At 70.2% G+C, this 24,017-nt stretch carries 16 protein-coding genes and 1 pseudogene; 7 read left to right on the top strand and 10 right to left on the bottom strand.

From position 1 onward, the window contains the following. The first annotated feature begins 39 nt into the window (after positions 1-39). Positions 40-1,104, top strand: a complete 1,065-nt coding sequence (locus tag H7I41_RS29960) for a ferredoxin reductase (protein ID WP_264016293.1) — start codon at positions 40-42, stop codon at positions 1,102-1,104. A 15-nt stretch (positions 1,105-1,119) separates the two neighbouring features. Beyond that, positions 1,120-2,265, top strand: coding sequence for a fatty acid desaturase family protein (locus H7I41_RS29955; protein WP_264016292.1), 1,146 nt, complete (start codon positions 1,120-1,122; stop codon positions 2,263-2,265). A 71-nt stretch (positions 2,266-2,336) separates the two neighbouring features. Here H7I41_RS29955 and nei2 read toward each other — a convergent pair whose 3' ends face one another. Next, a complete protein-coding gene (gene nei2 / locus H7I41_RS29950) occupies positions 2,337-3,110 on the bottom strand; it encodes an endonuclease VIII Nei2 (RefSeq protein WP_264016291.1) in 774 nt (257 codons plus the stop codon). A 223-nt stretch (positions 3,111-3,333) separates the two neighbouring features. On the opposite strand from nei2, the gene H7I41_RS29945 reads away from it, so the two are divergent. After that, on the top strand, positions 3,334-4,818 hold the full coding sequence (locus H7I41_RS29945; RefSeq protein WP_264016290.1) for a PE-PPE domain-containing protein: 1,485 nt from the start codon (positions 3,334-3,336) through the stop codon (positions 4,816-4,818). 5 nt (positions 4,819-4,823) lie between these two features. On the opposite strand, the gene H7I41_RS29940 is transcribed toward H7I41_RS29945, so the two are convergent. The 5 genes from H7I41_RS29940 to H7I41_RS29920 all read right to left on the bottom strand — a co-directional run bounded on the left by H7I41_RS29940 (position 4,824) and on the right by H7I41_RS29920 (position 13,910). Then, a complete protein-coding gene (locus tag H7I41_RS29940; RefSeq protein WP_264016289.1) occupies positions 4,824-9,401 on the bottom strand; it encodes an ATP-dependent helicase in 4,578 nt (1,525 codons plus the stop codon). Between the two features lie 44 nt (positions 9,402-9,445). Further along, a complete protein-coding gene (locus H7I41_RS29935) occupies positions 9,446-10,609 on the bottom strand; it encodes an NAD(P)/FAD-dependent oxidoreductase (protein WP_264016288.1) in 1,164 nt (387 codons plus the stop codon). A 43-nt stretch (positions 10,610-10,652) separates the two neighbouring features. Next, positions 10,653-11,741 carry a GGDEF domain-containing protein gene (locus tag H7I41_RS29930; protein WP_264016287.1) on the bottom strand — a complete coding sequence of 363 codons (1,089 nt, stop codon included), beginning with the start codon at positions 11,739-11,741 and terminating at the stop codon, positions 10,653-10,655. Between the two features lie 187 nt (positions 11,742-11,928). After that, positions 11,929-13,200 (bottom strand): sensor domain-containing phosphodiesterase, encoded by a 1,272-nt coding sequence (locus tag H7I41_RS29925; protein ID WP_264016286.1) that lies wholly within the window; start codon positions 13,198-13,200, stop codon positions 11,929-11,931. A 98-nt stretch (positions 13,201-13,298) separates the two neighbouring features. Beyond that, complete coding sequence (locus H7I41_RS29920) at positions 13,299-13,910, bottom strand: TetR family transcriptional regulator (RefSeq protein WP_264016285.1); 612 nt, start codon at positions 13,908-13,910, stop codon at positions 13,299-13,301. A gap of 89 nt (positions 13,911-13,999) precedes the next feature. Between H7I41_RS29920 and H7I41_RS29915 the strand changes: the two genes are divergently transcribed. Further along, positions 14,000-15,055: an NAD(P)-dependent alcohol dehydrogenase gene (locus H7I41_RS29915; RefSeq protein ID WP_264016284.1), complete on the top strand. Its 1,056-nt coding sequence runs from the start codon at positions 14,000-14,002 to the stop codon at positions 15,053-15,055. A 76-nt stretch (positions 15,056-15,131) separates the two neighbouring features. Then, positions 15,132-16,502: a cytochrome P450 gene (locus H7I41_RS29910; RefSeq protein ID WP_264016283.1), complete on the top strand. Its 1,371-nt coding sequence runs from the start codon at positions 15,132-15,134 to the stop codon at positions 16,500-16,502. Here the strand turns inward: H7I41_RS29910 and H7I41_RS29905 are convergent. Next, complete coding sequence (locus H7I41_RS29905) at positions 16,499-17,299, bottom strand: SDR family oxidoreductase (protein ID WP_264016282.1); 801 nt, start codon at positions 17,297-17,299, stop codon at positions 16,499-16,501. The genes H7I41_RS29910 and H7I41_RS29905 overlap by 4 nt on opposite strands. 74 nt (positions 17,300-17,373) lie before the next feature. On the opposite strand from H7I41_RS29905, the pseudogene H7I41_RS29900 reads away from it, so the two are divergent. After that, a pseudogene (locus tag H7I41_RS29900) lies at positions 17,374-17,799 on the top strand (hypothetical protein); the annotation flags it as partial. Positions 17,800-18,079: 280 nt separating this feature from the next. Here H7I41_RS29900 and amaB read toward each other — a convergent pair. Next, positions 18,080-19,636 carry an L-piperidine-6-carboxylate dehydrogenase gene (amaB, locus tag H7I41_RS29895; protein WP_276010014.1) on the bottom strand — a complete coding sequence of 519 codons (1,557 nt, stop codon included), beginning with the start codon at positions 19,634-19,636 and terminating at the stop codon, positions 18,080-18,082. Between the two features lie 42 nt (positions 19,637-19,678). Here amaB and H7I41_RS29890 point away from each other — a divergent pair, with 42 nt between their 5' ends. Then, positions 19,679-20,158, top strand: coding sequence for an Lrp/AsnC family transcriptional regulator (locus H7I41_RS29890; protein ID WP_264016281.1), 480 nt, complete (start codon positions 19,679-19,681; stop codon positions 20,156-20,158). On the opposite strand, the gene H7I41_RS29885 is transcribed toward H7I41_RS29890, so the two are convergent. Both H7I41_RS29885 and H7I41_RS29880 read right to left on the bottom strand, forming a co-directional pair. Further along, the gene (locus H7I41_RS29885) at positions 20,159-20,416 is read right to left on the bottom strand and encodes a hypothetical protein (protein ID WP_264016279.1); all 258 of its coding nucleotides are present in this window, start codon (positions 20,414-20,416) and stop codon (positions 20,159-20,161) included. Positions 20,417-20,504: 88 nt separating this feature from the next. After that, positions 20,505-24,017 (bottom strand): cation-translocating P-type ATPase (locus tag H7I41_RS29880; RefSeq protein WP_264016278.1); only part of this gene is annotated, 3,513 nt, incomplete at its 5' end.

Raw genomic sequence — 24,017 nt, 5'->3', positions numbered from 1 at the left:
TCATTGACGAACCCTACCGTACTGCTGCACGGTGTACACATGTTCACTCAAACTTTGACGCGGGGCTTTCGAGACAGGGTGCTCGCCTCGCCGCTGGTCGACCTGCTCACGGGGCCGCACGGCGTCGACCGGTACACCGAACTCGTCGCACCGACCTGGACCATGGGCGACGCCCGGGCCAAGGTGGTCGCCGTCGCGCGGCAGACGCCGCGCAGCGTGACCCTGACCCTGGAGCCGAACCTGGCCTTTCAGGGGTTCCGGGCGGGGCAGCACATCAACCTGTCGGTCGAGATCGACGGCCGCCGCCGCACCCGCTGCTACTCACCGGCCAGCGCCGAGGGCGCCCGCCACATCGAGCTGACCATCGGCCGCCACGACGGCGGCCTGGTCTCGACACACCTGTTCGACCACGCGCGCCCGGGCATGATCGTCGGTCTCGACTCGGTCGGTGGCGACTTCACGCTGCCTGTTGCGCGACCGCGGCGTGTCCTCTTCGTCTCCGGCGGCAGCGGCATCACCCCCGTGATGTCGATGCTGCGCACCATGCGGGCCGAGGGGTCGGACCGGAAGGTCGCGTTCGTCCACTACGCCCGCAGCGCGGCTGAGGCCTGCTACCGCGACGAACTCCGGGCCATGTCCGGCGTGCGCGTGCTGCACGGCTTCACCCGCGACACCGCCGGCAGTGACCTCACCGGCCGGTTCGGCGTCGAGCACATCGCCGCCGCGATGCCCGAACCTGACGCGGTCTACGTGTGCGGGCCGCCGGCACTCGTCGCGGCGGTGCGCGAGCACTTCCCCCAGGCGCTGTCGGAGAGCTTCGTGCCGCCGGTGTTCGACCTGTCGGGGGCGACCGGCGGGCGCGTCGCGTTCGCCGACAGCGGAGTCGACGTCACCGACGACGGACGGCCACTGCTCGAACAGGCCGAGTCGGCCGGTCTCACCCCGGAGAGCGGATGCCGGATGGGCATCTGCCACAGCTGTACCCGCCGCAAGACCCGCGGCGCCGTCAAGAACCTGATCACCGGCGCGGTGTCGGGCACCGACGAGGAGGACGTGCAGATCTGCGTGTCCGTCCCCGTCGGTGACGTCGACCTCGCGCTCTAAGAAAGGAGAAAAGTCATGACCATCACGACCACTCCCGAGATCACCACACCCGAAACCGACGTCCCCGCCGCGAATCCCGCGCAGAGGACCCTGGAGAAGACCGTCGCCGGCCGCACCATCCGGCTGACACCCGAACAGACCGAGGCCTTCGGCCGCGAACTGGATGCGCTGCGCGAGCGCGTGATCGCCGACCTCGGCGAGCGCGACACCACCTACATCCGGCGCGTCATCAAGGCGCAGCGCACCCTCGAGGTCGGCGGCCGGGCACTGCTGTTCGGTGGAATCTTCCCGCCGTTCTGGCTGGCCGGCACCGCGATGCTCGGGTTGTCGAAGATCATCGACAACATGGAGATCGGCCACAACATCATGCACGGCCAGTACGACTGGACCGGCGATCCGGCGTTGTCGGGCAAGAAGTTCGAGTGGGACACCGCCTGCCCGGCCGACCAGTGGCGGCACTCGCACAACTACATGCACCACACCTACACCAACATCGTCGGCATGGACCGCGACATCGGTTACGGCATCCTGCGGATGAGCGAGGACCAGCGGTGGAAGCCGTACTTCCTGGGCAACCCGGTGTACGCGTTCCTGCTGATGGTGCTGTTCCAGTACGGCGTCGCCCTGCACGAGATGGAGACAGAGCGCATCACGTCCGGTGAGATCTCGATCGCCGACAAGCGTGAGGTGCTGAAGGGTATCTGGGCGAAGACCAAGCGGCAGACCATGAAGGACTACGTGGCGTTCCCGTTGCTGGCCGGCCCGTTCGCGCCGTGGGTGTTCACCGGAAACCTGACCGCCAACCTGATGCGCAACGTGTGGTCGTACATGATCATCTTCTGCGGCCACTTCCCGGAGGACGTGCAGGAGTTCAGCATCGAGGAGACCAAGGCCGAGACCCGCGGCCAGTGGTACTTCCGCCAGGTCCTCGGCTCGGCGAACCTCACCGGCGGCAAGCTGTTCCACCTGCTGAGCGGCAACTTGTCGTTCCAGATCGAGCACCACCTGTTCCCCGACATCCCGGCTTTCCGGCACGCCGAGATCTCGACACAGGTGCAGGACATCTGCCGCCGCTACGGCGTTCCGTACAACAGCGGCCCGCTGCCGCGCCAGTTCGCGACCGTGGTGCGCAAGATCGTCCGGCTGGCCCTCCCGAAATGACCGCCGAGACTACGGTTGTTGACGCATTTCCCCGCGATTTCCGTCAACAACCGTAGTCTCGCGGTGCTGAGTCAACGCTGACAGTTCGGGCACCAGTAACTGATCCGGTCGCCGCTGTCGTCACGCCTGATGGGTGTGCCGCAGCGGCGACACGGCTTTCCGGCCCTGCCGTACACCCAGACGTCGCGGCCGGGCCTGGTGTCGCCGGTGGTGGTGCGATTCCATCGATCCCGGTTGAGCCACAACATGTCCCGTGACCTCTGCACCACCCGGAGTGGATCCTTGATCTCGCCGACGGGTGTGGTGGGCAGATGCCCGAAGACGAAACAGATCTCGTTGGCGTAGACATTTCCGACGCCGGCCATCACCCGCTGGTCCAGCAGCGCCTCAGACAGCGCACGATCGGGGTCGGCGGCCAGATTCGCCGCCGCGGTCCGCGGCTCCCAGTCCACACCCAGCAGGTCCGGCCCGAGGTGTGCGACGGCATCGACGTCGTGCGCCCGTTCGAGCACCTCGAGGACGCCCAGGTCGATGCCGGCGGCCTGCACGGCGTTTGCGCCCTCGCCGGCCTCCAGGATGATCCGGATGCGGTGGCCGGCGCGGCTGGGCCGGGAGACCGGATTGACCTTCCAGCTGCCGTCCATCTTCAGGTGCGAGTGGATGCTCGCCGCGCCGATGCGGATGAACAGGTGCTTGCCCCGGGTGAGCACCTCGTCGACGACGTCGCCGGTGAGGTCCACCGCGGCGTACCGCGGCACCCGGACGTCGCAACGCGTCACGGTCTTGCCGACCAGCCCCTCGCGCAGGGCGGTGGCGGTGCGGTAGACGGTGTCGCCCTCGGGCATCGCTGCGCTGCTCCTCGGTAACGGTGGACGGATATGTCGAAACCTACCGGCCGCCCCATGCGCTCGACGTTCCGCAAACTTTCGTTGAAGTTTCAATGGACGAGATGACGGGCGGTGACCGTTTGTGACGGATAGCCGCGCCGGACTGCGTTCTGCCTGCAGGCACCGCTACACTCAGCGCGGACCTGCGCGATCGCCAGGTGGGGTCGGGAACCTGGTGGGGATGGCAGTGGGCAAACATCGCAAGCATGCGCGTCGGATGAAGCTGGCGCCGGTGGTCACGACGGGTCTGGCGCTTCCGGTGGCCGGAGCGCTGGCCGCCGTGTGCGCGACGAACCCGACCATCGCCGAGGTGGGATTGGCCGCCGCTACGACGACCATATTCGTCGACGGCACGGTGTCGCCGTTCCTGACGGACAGGGATGATCCCCCCGGTTCGAATCCCCTTGGTTCCAACACGGGACGGATGACGAAGAGCTTCGACGGTCGTTACGACAATTTCCCGAACAACAAGTTCGTCGACTACCCCGGCTCTTTGGGGATTGTGAGCATCCTGAGCCATGGCCTCGGCGCACCGACGTTCGACGAGTCGGAGCAGGAAGCCGTCGACAAGCTCAAGACCGAGATCCTCGCTGACGAGAGCACCGAAACCCTCTACGTCGTCGGCTACTCGCAGGGCGCCAGCGCCGTGGTGCGGGCCATCAAGGACCTCGAAGCAGACGAGGAATCCGGCTACACCCCGAGCAACGTCGTCGTGATCCTCGCCGCCAACCCGCGGCGCAACGACGGCGGTCTGCTGACCCGGTTCCCCGCATTCACGCTGCCCCTCGTCGGCGCGACCTTCGGTGAAGGCACGACGTCCGGCGAGACGAAGATCATCCAGGTCACCAAGCAGTACGACGGGGTGGCCGACGCTCCTGTGTACTTCCTCAACCCGGTCGCCGATGCGAACGCGATCCTGGGCTACGTCTACCTGCACAGCGGCTACTACCAGGATGTGACAGCGACTGACGAGCTGCCGGCCAACGGCGCAATCGTCACTGAATACGGCAACGTCACCGACATCTTGATCGAGAACAAGCCCGGCGACCTGCCGCTCACCATGCCGCTGAAGTCGATCGGCGTGCCGGACGAGGTCATCAAGGCGCTGGACCCCTTCCTTCGGGCGGTCATCGAAACCGCCTACGACCGTCCCGGACCCGGTGACGAGTTCCCCAGCGAGCCCGTGCCCTTCAAACTGTTGCCGGGCCCGGACCAGTGGGCCGACGACGCGCAGTCGGTCGCCGCCGGCGCCGTTCAGACCGTCCAGGCGCTGGGCTCTCTGGGATCGCCCGCGGCGACGTTGCAGGACGGCGACAACGCGCGAACGACCGCCAACACGCCGCCAGCGCCCGCTACCACTGCGGCCGGCTCCGACCTCGGCGCGAAGACAGCCGTCGAGCCGGCGCCGCCGAAGAAATCGTGGCGCATCAACCGCGTCAAGCCGGCAGCGAAGACCGAGTCGACCGAGAAGTCGACGTCCGGGGGATACAAGCCCGGCGATGGGATCCGTTCGGTGCACGGCTCGGTGCGGAAGGCCGTCGAGTCCCTCACCCGCACGAAGTCGGACACCCGCGGCGCGCAGTCGCAGGATGATGCCGACTCCGAGGGCCCAGAGCGGTCGGATGCCGGCAGCGGCACCGATCGCTCGTCTGCTCCGGCGTCCTGAGGTAACTAGCGCAACCGCAGGCCGCGCGGCGTGCGGCTGAACCCGGCATCGGTCAGCGCCTGCTGCACCGCCGCGTGCTGACCACCGGCACCCGGATCGAGAACGGCAGCGCCGTCAACCTTCTCGACGAGTAGCGACGGCACCCGGCCCGCGGCGACCAGTTCAGCCAGCGCGGCGCCCGCCGCGTGGTGGGCCTCGGCGTCCTGGGTGAAGCTGAGCAGCGACCGGCCGCCGCGCTCGAGGAACCACGTCAGCTGCCCGTCCACCAGGGCGACGAGCGCGCCGGCCTTGCGGCCCGGCCGGTGCGCGGCGTCTTCCCGTCCGTCCCCGTCGGCCGACCTGCGGGTGGGCCACGGCAGCGCCGCGCCGTACGGGTTGGCCGGATCGGCCGCGGCGAGCACCACCGCGTGGTACTCAGGCCGCTCCTTGTCCACGCCGTCGAGATAGGTCCGAAGCCGGTCGACGGTGGACGCCACCGCGAACTGCGCGCCACCGAGCGACTCCACGAAATAGCCGCGCTGGCAACGGCCGGCGTCCTCGAACGCGGTCAGCACCTTATAGAGCATCGCGAACCCGCCGGGCACACCCTCCGCGGCGGCCGCGCCCTTGGTCAGCACCCCGTGCCGGCTCAGCAGCACGTCGGCGAGCAGATGCGCGCGCATTGTGGAGTCCGGTTCGGCGGCAGGCAGCGCCGACCACCGCCCGGCCACCGTCGGGTCCGACGTGCGGACCTGCGCATGCGCGACGCTGTAGCGACTCAACCGAGGCGCCCGCTGCCGCTGCCGATGCGCCGGGGCGCCCGCCCGCCGACCGCCCGACCGCCTGGGGCCGGTCAGCTTCGCGCGCACCGGCGCGAATGTGTCACCGGTGACCCAGCCGGACCAGATCAGTTCCCACAGCGCCTGTTTCACCGAGTCGCCGTCATCGCCGGTGAGCTGGCGGAAGAAATACGCGCCGCCCACCCCAAGGGTCTCCATGATCGCCCGGTGGGTGTCGGTGAACTCGATCTCCATCGGCGCGGTGAGCGTGAGCGGCGCCGAGTCGGCCGGGTGGAACGCGATCCAGCCGTCGCCGCTGCCGATCGGGCCCACCCCCGACCAGGTCACCTCGCCTGAGGCGAGCAGCTCGTCGAGCATGGCCGGCTGGTAGTCACGCACCCGCTGGGCGAACACCAGCGGCTCGATGGCCGACGCCGGTATCGGCGCCCCGGCGAGCTGGTCGATCACGGTCGCCAGGCCGTCGATTCCCGAACTGTGTGCCGACCCGACCTGTTGCCACGCCGGCAGGAAGCGGGCATAAGCGGCGGTGCTGACCGGCTCGACCTGCGCCCGCAGCGCGGCCAGCGAGCGGCGTCGCAGGATCTTCAGAACGTCGGCGTCACACCACTGTTCGCCGCCGACCGCGCCGGGTGACGCCACGTCGGTGAACTCGCCGCGCACCAGCTTTCCGTCGACCGCCATCCGGCCCAGCACGTCGGCGGCGACCCGGACCCCGAGGCCGAACCGTGCGGCGGCCTCACCGGTGTTGAAGGGCCCATTGGTGCGGGCGTAGCGGCCGAGCAGCTCGCCGAGCGGGTCGGTCACATTGGCCAGGAACGTCGCGGGCACTCCGACGGGCACCGCCACGCCGATCCCGTCGCGCAGCAGGCCGATGTCCTCGACGGTGACCCACCACGTGCGGTCGGCGAAATTCACCCGCAGAGCGCGCTTGGCCGCCAGCAGGCCGTCGAGCCAGCCGGCGACGTCGTCGGTGGTCGCGCGCTCGGCGACCTCGGCCTCGGTCAGTGGTCCGAGCAGCCGCAGCAGGTCGGCCACCCCTTCGGCGTCGCGGGCGCGCCGGTCCTCGGCGAGGTGCTGCAGCTGGCGGATGGTGGCGGCGATGACATCGGCGTCGAGCAGCTCGCGCAGTTCAACCCGGCCGAGCAGTTCGGCCAGCAGAACACTGTCCAATGACAGTGCGGCGGCGCGCCGCTCGGCCAGCGGACTGTCGCCCTCGTACATGAACGCGCCGACGTAACCGAACAACAGCGACGCCGCGAACGGCGACGGCGTGGCCGTCTCGACCTCGACGATCCGCAGCCGGCGCTGAGCCACCCGGTGCATCAGCTCGGTCAGGGCGGGCACGTCGTACACGTCCTGCAGGACCTCGCGCACCGCCTCGAGCACGATCGGGAAGTCGGGGTACTTGCGGGCGACGTCGAGCAGCTGCGCCGCGCGCTGGCGCTGATGCCACAGCGGCGACCGCTTTCCCGGGTGGCGGCGCGGGAGCAGCAGAGCGCGGGCCGCGCATTCGCGGAAGCGCGAGGCGAACAGCGCCGAGCCGCCCACCTCGGCGGTGACGATCGGCTCGATCTCGTCGGCGTCGAAGACGAACAGGTCGGCGAACGAGATCGCCTCCCCAGAGGTGACATCGGTGTCTGGGAGCCGCACGATGATGCCGTCGTCGGAGGCGGTGGGTTTCTCGTCGATGCCGTAGCGCTCGCGCAGCCGTCGCCCGACCGCCAGCGCGAGCGGGCCGTGCACGCGCAGCCCGTAGGGGGAGTGCAGGATCACCCGCCAGTCGCCGAGTTCGTCGCGGAACCGCTCCACCACGAACGTGGTGTCGGTGGGCACCACACCGGTGGCCTCGCGCTGGTCGTCGAGCAACCGCCGCAGGTTGTCGGTGGCGTAGTCGTTGAAACCCATTGCCTGGCATCGCTTTACGTACTCGTCGGCGGCCAGCCCGGCCAGTTCGCCGGTGAACGCACCGACGGCGGCGCCGAGCTCGGCCGGCCGGCCCACGCCGTCGCCGCGCCAGAACGGCAGCCGCGCCGGCTGTCCGGGCGCCGGGACGACCAGCACGCGGTCGTGGGTGATCTCGGTGATCCGCCAGCTCGTGGCCCCGAGCGATATGACGTCGCCGGGCCGCGACTCGTAGACCATCTCCTCGTCGAGTTCGCCGACGCGCGAAGGTTTTTCGGAGTCGGTGGCGAGGTAGACGGTGAACAGACCGCGGTCGGGGATGGCGCCGCCGGAGGTGACGGCCAGTCGTTGCGCGCCGGGCCGTGCGGTCAGCGTGCCGGTGTCACGGTCGTAGACCAGCCGCGGCCGCAGCTCGGCGAATTCGGTCGACGGGTACTTGCCCGACAACAGGTCGAGCGTGGCCTCGAACGCGCTACGCGGCAGCGTCGCGAACGGTGCGCTGCGCCGGACGGCCTCGAACCAGCGGTCGGCGTCGAGCGGCTCGAGCGCGGCGGCCGCCACCGTCTGCTGGGCCAGCACGTCGAGCGGGTTCGCCGGCACCCGCATGGTCTCGATCGCGCCGGCCAGCATCCGCTGCACGGTCACCGCGCAGCCGATGAGGTCGGTGCGGTGCTTGGGGAACAGCACCCCCTGCGAGATTTCCCCGACCTGGTGGCCGGCGCGCCCGATGCGCTGCAGCCCGCTGGCCACCGACGGCGGCGACTCCACCTGGATCACCAGGTCGACCGAGCCCATGTCGATGCCCAGTTCGAGGCTGGAGGTCGCGACGACGGCCTTGAGCCGCCCGCTCTTGAGGTCGTCCTCGACGATCGCGCGCTGTTCCTTGCTCACCGAGCCGTGGTGGGCCTTGGCGAGCAGCAGGTCCGCGCCCATCGACACCCCGCTGGCCATCACCTGCGCGGGTGCGCCGCCACCGACCTTCCCGTTGGGCTCGTTGCCAAGGTCGACGCCGGCGCGCTCGGCGTGGATCTCGTTGAGCCGCGACGTCAGCCGTTCGGCGAGGCGGCGCGAGTTGGCGAACACGATCGACGAGCGGTGCGCCTCGATCAGGTCGACGATCTGCTCCTCGACGTCGGGCCAGATCGTGTTGTTCTCGAGGTCGGCCATGTCCGGCACCGGGACCTGCACCGCCAGGTCGAACGTCTTGGTCGCGGGCGGCGCGACGACGGTGGCCGGGGCCTGGCCGGACAGGAACCGGGCGACCTCCTCGGGCGGCCGCACGGTCGCCGACAGCCCGATCCGCTGCGCGGGACGGTCCAACAGCTGGTCGAGCCGCTCCAGGGACACCGCGAGGTGGGCGCCGCGCTTGGTGGCCGCCACGGCGTGCACTTCGTCGACGATCACCGTCTGCACCTCGGCCAGCGTGTCGCGGGCGGCGGAGGTGAGCATCAGGAACAGCGACTCGGGAGTGGTGATGAGGATGTCGGGCGGGCGGGTGATCAGTTCCCGGCGCTGCGCGGGTGTGGTGTCACCGGAGCGCACGCCGACGCTGATGTCGGGCGCGGGCATGCCGTGCCGCTCGGCGATGCGGGCAATGCCGGTCAGCGGGGTGCGCAGGTTGCGCTCGACGTCGACGGCCAGCGCCTTGAGCGGCGAGACGTAGAGCACCCGGGTGCCCGCCGTCGCCGGGCGGGGTTCGGCCTCGGCGAGCCGGTCGATGGCCCACAGGAACGCCGCAAGCGTCTTGCCGGAGCCGGTGGGTGCGATGACCAGCGTGTTGTGCCCGTCGGCGATGGCCTCCCAGGCCTGGGTCTGCGCGTCGGTGGGCGCCGGGAAGGTGCCCGTGAACCACTCCCGCGTCAGCGCACTGAAGCGGGCGAGCGGATCGGTCTGGACAGCCACCCCACCATGGTGCCCCCACCCACCGACATGTCGTCCCGACGAGGTCAGGCGCGCACGTCGGCGGGCAGCGGCCGGCCCTTCTCGACCAGTTCCTCGCCGCGGTCGTAGTCGTCGTCGGCGTTGTGGGTCAGCACGCCGACGACCGCGCCCCCGCGCTCGTACCAGACCGTGAAGCCGTCCTCGCGCTCGACGAAATGTGCCTCGTCGTGGCCGTCGCCCCACGCGTGGTACTTCAGCGTCGCCTCGCCGATCGTCGTCCAGAATCCCGGCACCGAGGACCACTGATCGGCGGCGCCGGCGGCGTTGGCGCCCGCGACGGCGCCCTGATCCACCGCGTCCTGCCAGTGCTCGACCGCGATGCGGCGGCCCGCCGCGGCATTGTGTGCCCAGGCCACGTCGCCTGCCGCGAACACGCCGTCGGCCGATGTCCGCATGCCGCCGTCGACCAGGACCCGCCCGTCGTCGACGGCGAGTCCGGCGGATTCAGCGAGCGTCGACCGCGGATGGACGCCGGTGGCCGCCAGGATCAGGTCGGCGGAGATGGAGGTGCCGTCATCGAGGCGGACGGCGCCGCTCTCGACGGCCTCGACCTTGACGCTGCCGGTGTAGCGGGCGCCCGCTGCGTTCAGCATGTCGACGATCCGGGCGCCCGCCCGTTCCCCGAGACGTTTGGCCTGCGGCGCGGCGCTGGGCGCGACGAGGGTCGCCGAGACGCCGCGCATGGCCAGCGAGGCGGCCGCCTCACAGCCGATGAAGCCGGCGCCGATCACCACCGCCGACGTCGAGCGCTCCGCGGTCTCGCGTAGGCGCTGTGCGTCGGCCATCGAGCGCAGCAGCAGCGTGGTATCGCCGCCCGGAAACGACGGCGCGACCGGGCCGGCGCCGCTGGCCAGCACCAGTGAGCGGTAGGGGAGAGTCGTCCCGTCCACCCGCACGATGCGTTCTGCCACGTCGATGGCGTCCACCCGGGAACTCCGCACGATCTGCACGTCGTTCTCGGAGAACCAGTCGGCGGGATGCAGCTCCGCGTCGCCGGCTTCGGCCTCCCCGCGCAGGAACTCCTTGCTCAGCGGCGGCCGCTGATAGGGCAGCGCGGCGTCCTCGGTGATGATGGTGACGGGCGAGCGTGAATCCCGTTGCCGGAAGGCCTCCGCGGCGCTCACACCGGCCGGCCCGCTGCCGATGACGATCAGTCCTGGCGAAGTCATCCCGCCCGACTACCCCATCGCGTGCGCGTTCACTCCGGTTCACTCACCGGTGTAGCTGCACCGTGGCGTTTCCGCCGTTGCGCTTCGCGTCGAACATCGCACGGTCGGCGCGCTCGATCATGGTGTCGAGCAGCGCCACCGCATCGACCCGGCGTGCGGCGGAGCCGGTGACCGCTGTGCTGGCGATGCCGACGCTTGCGGTGATCGCGTACTCCGTCGGTGCGGCGATCGCGTCACGGACGCGGTCGAAGTCCTGCGCGGCGCGGCTGTGCGGGTCCGCCAGGTCGACGATGACGAATTCCTCGCCGCCGAGGCGCGCCACCAGTGCGCTGCCGCGAACCGCGGACTTGATCCGGCGTGCGCAACGGATCAGGACCGCATCGCCCACCGTGTGACCGAATTTGTCGTTGATCGCTTTGAAGCGATCCAGGTCGACGACCATCACGCTCACCTCGCTGTTCGTCGTGGCGGCGTCGCGCACGAGGTCCTCGACCTGCGCGTGCAGGCCGCGCCGGTTGAGGAGACCGGTCAGCGGATCGGTGACGGATTCGTTGGCGTCGTTGCGCAGCGCCCAGATCGCGGCTTGGATGCCCAGCGGTGTGCCGACCACCAGTGCCACCGAGACAACCGTCTTCACGGTGAATTCGGTGACGTCGAGTTGCGCTTCGGCGGCGAGGTGCACGGCGAAGGCGGCCACCGTCGCGAGGATCCACACCACATGGCTCGCAAGCGCTTTCGGGCCGTCGAAGAAGATCAGGTACACCGACAGCATGGTGAAGAAGCTGAACCCGAACGATGCCAGCACCCAGTTTGTATCGAGTAGCACCATCGCGGTGATGGCGATGTCGGCGGATACGACGAATGCAAGGGACATTCGCCGCGACGGCCACTCCCGGCACACCCAGACCCATGCCCAGAAGGCTTGCAGCGCGACGAACACGGCCACGGCGACCTGCGACGCGACGGTGCTCGCGGACGGTAACAGGATGACGGCCGAGATGACCGCGTCCAGTCCCGTGCCGACTCCGATCAGGATCTGGACCGCCCCCGACATCGCCCGTCTGAAGTACTGCACCTGCGCGGCGTAGTCGATCGGCGAACTCCACCACTCGCGGACGAGGCGGCCGAACACCACACCTCTCTCATACGCCAGCAACCCGAACCCCCAACGCGGCACTCACCAACGACCTGTGCAGTGCCGCTCGGTCGACGAGACCGCGCGCGTGGCACAGCAACTAATTTACGGGGATGTTAGCGCCTGATGGCTCGTGATGGTCCACTCCTGTTGAGCCCGCGTCATCCGAACAACACCTCGAGTCTCACGGCTCCGGAGGGGTCAGCATGCGGGTGAGGAGCTGACGCGCCACCTTGGTGACCAGGGCGCGGTCATTGGTGAGCGCCACATCGAAACGCCGGTCGGTGCAGGTGCTCGCAGGCCCGGGATCGGTGACTTCACGGGACACCAGAGCGGCAGAGATGTTCGCCCCCAACGCGAGGACGATCCACTGGCTCTCGAGAGAATCGCCGTCCGCAAGTGGCACCCCTCTGATGCCGCCGCCGAGGTCGTCGGCGACGTCGCGGCCGAACACGGCGACCAACGGGCTGTGTGTCGCGAGACGTCGATAGCGGTTCCGGGTGTCTCCGGTGAAGAATCGTGCGTCTTGCAGAGCGGCGAGCACCATCGGGGGATCGGGGGCCTCCAGCGCCTGTTGTTCGAGCGATAACGACAGAGCGAGGACCGTGTCCCTGCGTTGCCGGCGGAGAACCGGATTGCCTCCCACCGCCGCGAACGGAGATCCCGGATCGACGCATGGCGATTGTGTCCTGATCGCCGGCGGCAGCACACCGGTGCTCGCCCCGGAGCTCAACGGGCTGGGACGCCCGAACCGGAAGCCCTGTCCCAGTGTCGCGCCCAGCGCCAGCGCGCGATGGAGATGCTCGGCCGTCTCGATCCCCTCGGCCAGCACGAGCGCGCCTGCGTGCTCGTGGTGTGCCAGCACTGCAGCCCACGTCCGTGCCTGCCGATAGTGGGGTTGTGACTGTACGAGCGCGAGGTCGAGCTTGATGACGTCAGGCGCCAGCACGTCGAGCAGTGCCAGTGAGTTCAGATCTGAGCCGACATCGTCGAGCGCGAAGGCGAACCCGTCCATCCGCATCGCAACCACCTTCCGCAAGAGATCGGGCGGGTGGGCGAGCAGGCTGCGTTCGGTCACTTCGAAGACGATCTGGAAGCGTTCGGCGCCGTGCGCCAGTATCTGGCTGTCGGCACGGCTGAGGTAGGGCGTCGTCGCCTCGCAGTTGATGAACACGGCGCTGCCCGGCGGCAAGCCGGCGTCCAGCGCGCCGACGACAGCCGTCTCGATGCATTTGCGTTCCAGCGCACCCGCGCGGCCGGTTCGCGCGGCATGGGCGAAGACTTCGCCGGCGTCACCGTCGCCGAGGTGATCCCACCGCGCCAGGGCCTCGAATCCGACTCGTTCCCCGCCGGGCAGCGAGACGATGGGCTGGAACGCCACCTCGAGGCCGTCGCCGGCGGCCGCCGCGTCCAGCTCCCGGCGCGTGGGTGGTGATGCGGTTCCGGCGGGCCTCACGAGGAGCTCGCGCGACGGACCACGTACCTGCGCACGTCGCTCCCGCCCTCGGTGGCTGTTCGATGCATTTGATTGCTGATATTGCCAGACGGGACTCGTTACCGATGCTGGATGCGCGACCGGTCCGTGGCGCGGTCGTGGAAGGCATGGCGTACCGCTGCGGCGAGCGCGGCGCGGCGGCGCTCGTGCGCGGCGCGGGGCTCCCGTGCCGACGCCGTGACCTGAAGCGACGCCGGTGACCAGCTCAACGCGATCGCGGTCAGCATGGACAGCACGTCGACCGGGTCGAGCGACGGGTCGATGTCGCCCGCTTCCTGCGCTGAGCGGATGAGCGCGTGCTTCTCGGCGTCCCGCCCGCCGGGCAGCAGGTCGCCGGTGGGTACGCGCTCCAACCGCATCCACGCGGCGAGCCGGACCAGCGCGGGACGCCTGAGGCAGATGTCGTAGAGCGCGATGGCGTAAGCGGCCAGATCGCTTGCGTCCAGCGGCACCTCGTCGACCAGCCAGGCGACGTGATGTTCGAAGACCGCGTCGAAGAGGCGGTCCTTACTGCCGAAGTACTGGTACAGCTGCGCCTTGTTCGACCGGGCTGCGGCCACGATCCGGTCCACCCGGGCCCCCGCGATGCCGCGTTCGGCGAATTCGGCCGCCGCCGCGTCCATCAGGCGTCGTCGGGTGGCCTCGCCACGGGCGGTAGGCGCCGTCTGCATGGGCCGAGAGTAGACCGACTGGTTGGTTTGACGCAGCATCCGTGGCATAGTTCAAACAGACTAGTTGGTTTATTACAGGGAGAGTGACGATGGCGAGACGAGTCCGAGGGTTGGCCGCCCACGCAGCCGGCCGGCCGTTGGCCGAGTGGGACTTCGAACGCCGCGATCTGCGACCCGACGATCTCGCGGTCCGCATCACCTACTGCGGTATCTGCCACACCGACCTCCATGCGTGGCACGGAGAACCGGCCTACGGCGACACATTCCCGCTCGTCCCCGGTCACGAGTTCGTCGGCGAGGTCACCGCGATCGGCGACGCGGTGAGCGGGTTCACCGTCGGTGACGCCGTGGCAGTCGGCAACATCGTGGATTCCTGCGGAGTGTGCGAGATGTGCACCGGCGGTCACGAGCAGTTCTGCGACGAGTTCCCGACCCTGACCTACGGCGGGATCGACCGGCGCGACGGACGTCCCACCCATGGCGCCTATTCGACGGAATACGTCGTCACCGAGGGCTTCGCCTACCACCTTCCCGACGGATTGGACGCGGCAGGCGTGGCACCGCTGATGTGCGCCGGCATCACGGTGTGGGAACCGATCGAGCAGTGGAAGGTCGGGCCCGGGATGTCGGTGGGAGTGGTCGGCCTCGGCGGCCTGGGCCATCTCGCCGTGAAGTTCGCCTCGGCGCTCGGCGCTGAGGTCGACCTGTTCACCACATCGCCGGCCAAAGCGCACGCCGCGCGACGTCTCGGCGTCCGCCGGGTGGTGGTGTCCACGGACAGCGAGCAGATGGCCGAGGCTCGGAATCGCTACGACTTCATCATCGACACGGTGGCCGTCGCCCACGACCTGTCCGGCTACTCGCTCGCCCTGAAGTACGGCGGCACACTGTGTCTCGTGGGCGCGTTGGAGTCGACGTCGGTCAACCCGCTGACCATGCTCGGCCGCAACCTCACGGTCGCTGGGGGCGGCGGCCGGCCTGCCACCCGGCGCATGCTGCAATTCGCCGCCGAGCACGGCATCTCCGCTGACGTGGAGGTGCTGCCGACATCGGCGATCGGCGACGCCTTCGATCGGCTGGCCCGCAACGACGTCGAGTTCCGGTTCAGCCTCGATGTGGCCCAGCTGACTCAGGACGGGACGTAGCGCAGATCGGTGTGACCGTCACGTGAGACGCTAGGCGTCGCTTGCACGTCGACGATCGGCGGTTGGACACCGAACTATGCGAACTCACCGGCGCGACCATGCTGCCCTGCCGCACCCGCCGTGGCGCATCCCTCTGCTGGGTGACGTGTTCGGCTTCCACGCCGACACCCCGAGTCAGTCGGCGGTCGACATGGCGCGGCTGGGGCCCATCTTCGAGTTCACCTTCCTCGGCGCACGCTGGGTGATCGCCGCCGCCGCCGACATGGTCACCGACCTCAACGACGAGTCGCGATTCTGCAAGCACATCGGACCCGACATCGAGGCGCTGCGGGTGATCGGCGGCGACGGGCTGTTCACCGCCTACAACGACGAGCCGAACTGGCGGCGTGCCCACGACCTGCTGATGCCGGCCTTCAGCCAGGCCGCCATGCGGCGCTACCACTCGGTCATGCTCGACGTCACCGCCGAACTCACCGCTCGCTGGGACGACCGGGCGAGTGAGGGCAGCACGGTCGACGTCTCGGCGGACACCACGCGTGCCACCCTGGAGACCATCGGCCGCTGCGCGGCGGGATACTCCTTCGGCTGCTTCGCCACCGAGCAGACCCACCCGTTCGTCGACCACATGGTCGCGGCGCTCAAGGGTTCGGACTACGTCGGCGTGCTGCGGGAGACCTTCCTGCCCGACGCCGTCACCCGCCTCGCCGAGCGCCGGGTGCGCCGCCACGCGGCCTATCTGCACGGCCTCGCCGACGAGATCGTGGCCGAACGCCGCGCCGTCGGCCTGGGCCGCCACGACGACCTGCTCGACACGATGCTCGGCTCCGATCTCGACGCCGCCAACATCCGCTATCAGCTGCTCAACTTCCTCATCGCGGGTCACGAAACCACCTCGGGCGCAATGTCCTTCGCGTTGCACTACTTGGCGCAGCACCCGGACGTGGCGGCCAGGGCGCGCGCCGAGGTGTCCGAGGTGTGGGGCGAGGACGATCGCCCGGACTTCGACCGGATCGCCAAGCTGCGCTACGTGCGCCGCGTGCTCGACGAATCGCTGCGGCTGCAGCCGACGGTGCCCGGTTACTACCGCGCCGCCCGCGCCGACACCGTGCTCGGCGGCGTGCATCCGATGAGGGCAGGTGACTGGGCGCTCGCCCTGACCTCCACCCTGCACCGCGACCCCCGGTGGGGCCCCGACCCGGACGCGTTCGACCCGGACCGGTTCGCGCCCGAGCGGGTCCGGTCCCGCCCCGGCGGGCTGTACAAGCCGTTCGGCACCGGCGAACGGTCCTGCATCGGAAGGCAGTTCGCGCTGCACGAGGGCGTGCTGATGCTGGCCGCGCTGATCCGGCGCTACGACCTGATCCCCGAACCCGGCTACGAATTGCAGGTCGCCGAGCGGCTGACGATGATGCCGCGCGACTTCCGGCTGGAACTGCAGCGCCGCTAGTCCGTGCGCAGCGAACGTTGGTAGCGCCGCATCCCGGTGATCCAGCGGTCGTGGTCGGCCGCCTTCTGCGCCACCATCCCCGCGACCTCCGGATGCGGCAGCACCCGGAACGCGCCGTCGCGCACCGCCGCGACGGTCTGCCTCGCGACGTCGGCCGGTTCAACGACGGTGCCCGCGTTGACGACGGAGTCCGCGCTCAGGCGTACCGCGGTGTCGGCGGATGCTCGGATCGTCTGCAGCAGCGCCGTGTCCACGCCCATCGGGCAGACGCAGGTGACCCCGACGCCGTCGTCGCCGTAGGTGATGGCGAGCCACTCGGCGAACCCCACGGCGGCGTGCTTGCTCACCGCGTACCCGGCCGCGCCGATTTGGGTGAGCAGCCCTGCCGCTGATGCCACCGCCACGAAGTGCCCGCTGCCGCGCTGTAACCACTCGGGCACCAGCGCGGTGGCGGCGCGGATGTGGGCGCGCAGGTTGACGTCGAGGATCCGGTCCCAGTCGCGCTCGTCGCCGAGGCCGGGTGCGCCGATGATGCCGGCGTTGGCGACATAGCAGTCCACCGGGCCGAACTCGGTGCGGGCCTTGTCGATCAACGCGGCGATGTCGTCGGCGTCCGCGGCGTCTGCCCGCATCGCGACGACCCGCCCACCCACCTCGGCCGCGGTGGCCTGCACGGCCGCCGCGTCGATGTCACCGGCCACGACGGCGGCGCCGTGCGCCGCGAATTCGGCGGCCAGTGCCCGGCCGATGCCGGACCCCGCCCCGGTGACGATGACGACACTGTCTTCGATCTGCATGCCACCAGTCTCGCCGGTTACCGGTCTCGCGATGCGGGTACTCCCCGTGTTTATCGATGAGGCAGGTGATGACCATGAACATCGTCCGCAGTACGGCGCGATTCGTCGCCGGCACCGCGAGCGCCGCCACGGCGGCGGCCGGCGCGGTGAGCGGAGCCGCGATCAACGGCATCGTCGGAGGCGTCACCGGCACCGCCGCCGGAATTCGCAATGGGCTCAGAGACGGATCACACTCCACGCCTGCGGCGTTGCTCACGTTCGGTGCGGTCGGCGCCGCGGGGTTGGTCGAGTGGCCGGTGCTGGTGACCGTCGGCGGTGCCGCGCTGGTCGCGCGCCGGCTGGGCGGGCGGGGGAGTGCGCCGCCACCGTCGCCGGCTCCCACGGTTCGCGTGCTCACGCCGGTGCGGGACCCCGCTCCGGTGAAGCAGGCTCCCGCACCGGCGAGGCCGGCGCCCGCCGCCAAGAAGGCACCCGCGAAGAAGACTCCCGCCAAGAAGACTCCCGTCAAGAAGACTCCCGCGAAGAAGACTCCCGCGAAGAAGGCCGCCAGGAAGTCGCCCGCCAAGACGTCAGCGGCCAAGAAGTCCGCCGCGAAGAAGACTTCGGCGAAGAAGACCCCTGCGAAGAACTCAGCGAGAAAGAACGGCTGAGGTCAGCGACCCGTCGCCCGTCGCCGTCGTGAGATTGACGCTACGCAGCGAAAGTACGGGAAGGGGCCTGCGCCACGTCAATCTCGCATCGCAGGCTGTCCACGAGAACGCGCCGAACCCCACCCCGTGGCTAGCCGAAGTGCACGCCCTGGGCCAGGGGAAGCTCCGACGAGTAGTTGACGGTGTTGGTCGCCCGGCGCATGTAGGCCTTCCACGAGTCCGATCCGGATTCGCGGCCGCCGCCCGTCTGCTTCTCGCCGCCGAACGCCCCGCCGATCTCGGCGCCCGAGGTGCCGATGTTGACGTTGGCGATGCCGCAGTCCGAGCCGTCGGCGGCCAGGAACCGCTCGGCCTCCCGCACGTCGAGGGTGAAGATCGCCGACGAAAGGCCCTGCGGCACGGCGTTGTTGAGCTCGATGGCCTCGTCGAGCTCGTCGTAGGTGAGCACGTAGAGGATCGGCGCGAAGGTCTCCGTGTGCACCAGGTCGGTCTGCGCGGGCATCCGCACCACGGCGGGCGTCACGTAGAACGAGGTGTCGCCCGCGTCTCCGCCGAACATGCACCGCTCGCCACCGAAGACCTCGCCGCCGTCGGCGCGGGCCTGCTCCAGGGCTCCGACCATGTCCCGGTACGCGGTTTCGTGGATCAGCGGCCCGACCAGAGTGCCGTCTACGCTCGGATCGCCCACCGGCAACTGGCGATACGCGGCGACGATGCGGTCGACGAGCTCGTCGGCCACCGACCGGTGCACGATCAGTCTGCGCATCGTCGTGCAGCGCTGCCCCGCCGTGCCCGCCGCGGAGAACACGATCGCGCGGACGGCGAGATCCAGGTCCGCCGAGGGCGTCACGATCGCGGCATTGTTGCCGCCGAGCTCCAACAGCACCTTGCCGAACCGCTGGGCAACCCGCGGTCCGACCTCGCGGCCCATCCGCACCGAACCGGTCGCCGAGACCAGGGCGACGCGCGGATCGTCGATGAGCCGCTCGCCGACCTCACGCCCGCCCAGCACCAGCCGGCTGACCGCAGGTGGCGCGCCGACGTCAGCCGCCGCCCGCTCGATCAGTGCCTGGCACGCCAGAGCCGTCAACGGGGTGAGCTCTGAGGGCTTCCACACCACGGTGTCGCCGCACACCAGTGCCACGGCGGTGTTCCAGGACCACACGGCCACCGGGAAGTTGAACGCCGTGACGACGCCGACGACGCCGAGCGGGTGCCAGTTCTCCATGAGTCGGTGGCCGGGCCGCTCGGAGGCGATGGTGCGGCCGTAGAGCTGCCGCGACAAACCCACCGCGAACTGGCAGATGTCGATCATCTCCTGCACCTCGCCGAGGGCCTCGGCGCCGATCTTGCCTGCCTCGACGGTCACAAGGGCGGCGAGGTCGGACTTGTGCTCGACGAGGAGTTCACCCAGCCGCGCCACCAGGGCGCCGCGCACCGGGGCAGGTGTCGTGCGCCACACCGTGAACGCCTGCGCCGCCTCGGCGATGGCGGCGTCGGTCTCCGGGCCGGTGGTCTCGGTGACGGTGCCGAGCACCTCGCCGGTGATCGGCGTGCTCGCGGGCAGGCCGGGTGCGCCGGGTTCGCCGAGCTCGACACGGGAGCCGATGGCGCGCAACGCGTCCGCCACCCGGGCGCGCAATTCGGCCGCCGTCGGCAGCGGCGCCGTGGTGGTCGTTGTGGTCATGATGTCCCTTCTTCCCGGGGTGTGGAGCGATACAGTGCGGCCATGGTCGATGCCGACGAACATCCGCACCGGTCGGCGCCGCTCGACGAGATCGACCGGATCCTGGCCCGCGAGCTGGTGGCCGACGGGCGGGCCACGCTGGCCCACCTCGCGGCGAGCGCCGGCCTGTCGGTGTCGGCTGTGCAGTCACGGGTGCGCAGGCTGGAATCGCGCGGCGTCGTCACCGGATACCAGGCTCGGCTGAACCCGGAGACGGTCGGCCACCAACTGTCCGCGTTCGTCGCCATCACCCCTCTCGATCCGTCCCAGCCCGATGATGCGCCCACCCGGCTCGAGCACATAGCGGCCATCGAGTCCTGCCATTCGGTGGCCGGCGACGAGAGCTACATGCTGCTGGTGCGGGTCGGCTCGGCGCGGGCGCTCGAAGACCTGCTCCAGGAGATCCGCACCGCGGCGAACGTTCGCACTCGAAGCACGGTCATCCTACAGACATTTTACGAGGGACGGCAAAGCGTGCCGTAATTATTCCTGTGACGATGCCGGATCAGCTGATTTTTCCATGGAGCGGCCGCTGATCAGAGCGTGGCCGGCTCCGATCGCCACCGCCACCGGCCACTCCACGAGTTCGACCGCCACCAGCGCCGCCAATGCCCCGTAGAAGGCCAGCTGGTCGGGGCGCGGGAAGGGCACCCGGCCGAGCACCGGCAGCTGGAGTGCGAAGCGGTCCGCGCCCGCGACGCGACGTGCGGTCTCCCGATGGGAATCCCCGTTCTCGGTCACCTGTTCGTCACCTTCCGTTGTCCGCTCCGTGGCGTGTCCCTCACCGGAGCGGCGATCGCGGCCTCTACCTTGCGAAGTCATGGGCAACCTACTTGCCGGACTCGGACAGGACGCGCTTCTCGGCGGCGCGGTCCGCGTCCTCACCCCTCCGCTGTGCGACCTCTACGCCCTGCTCGTGCGGGCCGGCGTGGTCGTCATCGAGGACGACTGAACCGACTCCGGTGAACCGGGCGAGCAGACCCGGGGCCACCGCCGACGCGGCCGTGGCCGCCAGCGCCGCCGCGAAGGCCTGACCCCACGCCACCGGGCCGACCGGTGTGCAGCCGAACAGGTGGCTGATCCCCGGCACGCTGATGACCCCGATCATCACCGCGAACGTGCCCACGTTGGTGGCCACCACCAGCGGTGCACGCGAGTCGATCAGCGTCTGCAGCATCTGCGTGGACACCAGCCCGATCAGGGCGGCCGTCGCGGCGCGGCGCTGCGTCCCGGTGAGCCTGGCCATCATCCACGCCGCGGTGGCGCCGCCGGTGGTGGCCGCGCCACGAATGGCGATGGCGCGCCACATCGCGTCCTCGTCACGGTCGGCCTGCCCGTTCTCGACCTGCTGACTGACCGCCAGCGCCGCCGCCGGCAGCGCATCGGTGAGCATGTTGACCAGCAGCATCTGCCGGGCATTGAGCACGGAACGGCCGGTCAGCAGCGAACTGATGAGTGCGAAGCACACCTCACCGGCGTTGCCGCCCAACAGCACCGACACCGCCGACTGCACGCGGCGCCACAGCTGGTTGCCCTCGTCGATCGCATCGAGCAGCGCCTCGATGTGCCCGTCGAGCAGCATCACGTCCGCGGCGGTGCGGGCCGGATCGCTGCCACGGGCCGCCACCCCGACGCCCACACTGGCCGCGCGGATCGCCGCGGCGTCGTTCGCGCCGTCGCCGACCATCGCCGTCACCAGGTCGATGCGCTCGAGTGCCTGCACCACGTCGATCTTGTGCTCCGGCGACATCCGGGCGAACACCACGCGGTGGGCCACTGCGTCGGCCCGCTCCTCGGCCGACATGTTCTCCCAGGCGTCGCCGGTGACGACGTCGTCCGGGTCGACGTCGAGTCCGAGGTCGTTGGCCACCACGGCCGCGGTGACGGGGTGGTCACCGGTGAGCAGGCGCACCCCGATGCCGCGCTCGTGGAGCTGCGCCAGCAGATCGCGGGCGGCGGGACGCAGGGTGTCCGCCAGACCGACCACCCCCACGGGCCGCAGATTGCTGCCGCACATCCGCTCGAACCTCTCCGGATCCGCGGCCGCCGCCCGGGCCTCCTCGTCACTCAGCTCGCGTTCGGCGACGGCGAGCACCCGCAGCCCGTCGGCGGTCATCTCGTCCAGCAGCCGCGACATCTCGGCGGCGTCGCCGGCGAGCCCGGAGAGGATCCGCTCGGGTGCGCCCTTGATGGTCAGCCGGGTGCCGGTGAGCGCCGCGGCGAACGGCCGGCCGGACTGGAAGGGCAGCACCGCATCCGGCACGGCGCTGCCGTCGACGTCTGCGGCTCGCAGGATGGCGTCGTCGGTGGCGTGTTCGGTGCGCTGCCCGTTCGTGACGACGATCGTGGCCGCCGCGCCGGCGAGCACGTCGTCCTCGGTGCGTCCCTGGACGGCACGAAGGGCCTTGACCTGCAGCCGGTTCTCACTGAGGGTGCCGGTCTTGTCGAAGCAGACCACCTTCACCCGGGCCATCGCCTCGATCGAGTGCGGATTGCGGATCAGCACCGACTCCCCGGAAAGCCTGCGCGCCGCGGCCAGCTGCGCCAGCGTCGCAACCAGCGGCAGCCCCTCGGGCACGGCGGCGACCACCACGCCGACCGCACTGGACACCGACTCGCGCAGCGGGGTGCGGCGCAGCATGCTCAACACCGCCACCAGGGCGCCGCCGCCGAGACTCCACGGCAGTGCGCGGCCGGTGATGCGGCGCAGCTGGGCCTGCAGCCCGATCTCGCGGGACTTCGACGGCGTCATCGCCATGGCGCGTTGCATCTCGGAGGCGGAGCCCACCGCGGTGACGATGCCGACCGCCGTGCCCGCCACGACGGTCGATCCGGCGTAGAGCATGCCCGCCCGCTCGGCCAGCGGTGCTCCCGGCGTCGCACCGGTCTGCTTGGCCACCGGCAGCGACTCGCCGGTCAATGACGACTCGTCGACCTCGACATTGGTCGCCTCGATGACCCGGGCGTCGGCGGGAACAACCTCGCCCGAACGGATCTCGATGACGTCACCGGGCCGCAGCCGAATGGCGGGCACCTCCTCGTCGGCGCCGTCGGCGGTGCGCCGGCGCGCCGGTGGGTCCTGCACGGCGAGCAGGCGACGCAGCACCCGCTCGGCGTGCACCTGCTGCTCGGCCGACAGCGCCGCATTGCCCAGCAGCACACTGCTGACGAGGGCGGCGTCGAAGGGTGAGCCGAGCAGGGCGCTGGCCATCGCACCGGTCAGCAGGATCGGTGTCAGCGGGTCAGCCAGGTTGGTCCGCATGGCACCGACGAAATCGTTTGTCAGTCGCCATGTTCCGGCGGCCGCGCGACGCAGCGGCATCGGCACCGGAATACCCGTGGTGTCGCCGGACAGGGATTCGGCGGGCTGGGGCAGCAGGTCGCGCACCTCGTCGACCGGCAGCGCATGCCAGTCGTGGCCGGGTTCGGGGTTGGGCAGCGGGTCCGACATCACCCGGTTGCCCGCGGCGTAGCCGGACAGCAATCCGGCCATCGCGCTGGCGTGGACCGAGACGGGGCCGCGGCCGGGCACGCCGGGGATCAGCATCAGCGCACCGAGCGATGAACCCGACAGCGACAGCCGAACGCCCTTGTCGCTCGCGTCGCGCGCGGCGGGCAGGGCGTGCAGCAACCGCCATACCCCGGTGAGGTCCTCGACCAGGAGGTCAGCACTCCAGACCGGCGGCCTACCGTCCCGGATGACACCGATGGTGACGTCCGCGCCGTGGGGCGTCGTCATGTCGGCGGTGCTGAGCAGCGCGACGGTGGCGCCGTCGGCCTTCGCCGCCGAGACGGCTTCGGCGAGTGCGTCGTCGATAGACTCGCCAACCGGGTGCAGATTATCGAATCCCTGTGCCAGAGAACGTAATCCGTCATCGGCGATGGACACCACCCGGGGCCTGGACCGGCGCGCCTCGGCCACCACCGCCGCCGCGTGCGGATCACGGACATGGCTGACGAGCACCTCGCCGTCGTCGCCGGCGTCCGGTATGTCCGCCACGGAATGCCAACCGGCGTCCAGCTTTCCGTCGGCAAGAGCTCGGCGCGCGGCGTCCCACGCGCGGCTGCGGCCGGAGTCGGTGACGCCACGGACCCGGCTGACCATGAGCTCCTCGGTGTGCAGCGCGCGCGGATCGACGATCACGGTGTCGACACGATCCAGGCTGCGCAGCGCCCGCGGATGGAGCACCAGGCCGCCATGGCGCGCGGTGAGTCCGCGGCTCAGCGCGCAGGCGAACGCCTCCCGCGTGGTGCGCACGGCCTTGGGCGCGGCCACCACCGCTGCCTCGCCCGCGGTCGCGAGGCTGCCCGACAGCAGGCCCAGAGCCACGCCCGCACCGGC

This window comes from [Mycobacterium] manitobense (genome assembly GCF_025821665.1).
In the GTDB taxonomy this organism is placed as follows: Bacteria; Actinomycetota; Actinomycetes; order Mycobacteriales; family Mycobacteriaceae; genus Mycobacterium; species Mycobacterium arseniciresistens.
The sequence above is the reverse complement of the archived record's forward strand: the minus strand, read 5'-3'. Positions and strand labels throughout refer to the sequence as shown.

What these genes read in the sequence shown, in the direction of transcription:
- H7I41_RS29960 (WP_264016293.1), top strand. Translation starts at nt 40, where the DNA reads ATGTTCACTCAAACTTTGACGCGGGGCTTTCGAGACAGGGTGCTCGCC.
- H7I41_RS29955 (WP_264016292.1), top strand. Translation starts at nt 1,120, where the DNA reads ATGACCATCACGACCACTCCCGAGATCACCACACCCGAAACCGACGTC.
- nei2 (WP_264016291.1), bottom strand. Translation starts at nt 3,110, where the DNA reads ATGCCCGAGGGCGACACCGTCTACCGCACCGCCACCGCCCTGCGCGAG.
- H7I41_RS29945 (WP_264016290.1), top strand. Translation starts at nt 3,334, where the DNA reads ATGGCAGTGGGCAAACATCGCAAGCATGCGCGTCGGATGAAGCTGGCG.
- H7I41_RS29935 (WP_264016288.1), bottom strand. Translation starts at nt 10,609, where the DNA reads ATGACTTCGCCAGGACTGATCGTCATCGGCAGCGGGCCGGCCGGTGTG.
- H7I41_RS29920 (WP_264016285.1), bottom strand. Translation starts at nt 13,910, where the DNA reads ATGCAGACGGCGCCTACCGCCCGTGGCGAGGCCACCCGACGACGCCTG.
- H7I41_RS29915 (WP_264016284.1), top strand. Translation starts at nt 14,000, where the DNA reads ATGGCGAGACGAGTCCGAGGGTTGGCCGCCCACGCAGCCGGCCGGCCG.
- H7I41_RS29910 (WP_264016283.1), top strand. Translation starts at nt 15,132, where the DNA reads ATGCGAACTCACCGGCGCGACCATGCTGCCCTGCCGCACCCGCCGTGG.
- H7I41_RS29905 (WP_264016282.1), bottom strand. Translation starts at nt 17,299, where the DNA reads ATGCAGATCGAAGACAGTGTCGTCATCGTCACCGGGGCGGGGTCCGGC.
- amaB (WP_276010014.1), bottom strand. Translation starts at nt 19,636, where the DNA reads ATGACCACAACGACCACCACGGCGCCGCTGCCGACGGCGGCCGAATTG.
- H7I41_RS29890 (WP_264016281.1), top strand. Translation starts at nt 19,679, where the DNA reads ATGGTCGATGCCGACGAACATCCGCACCGGTCGGCGCCGCTCGACGAG.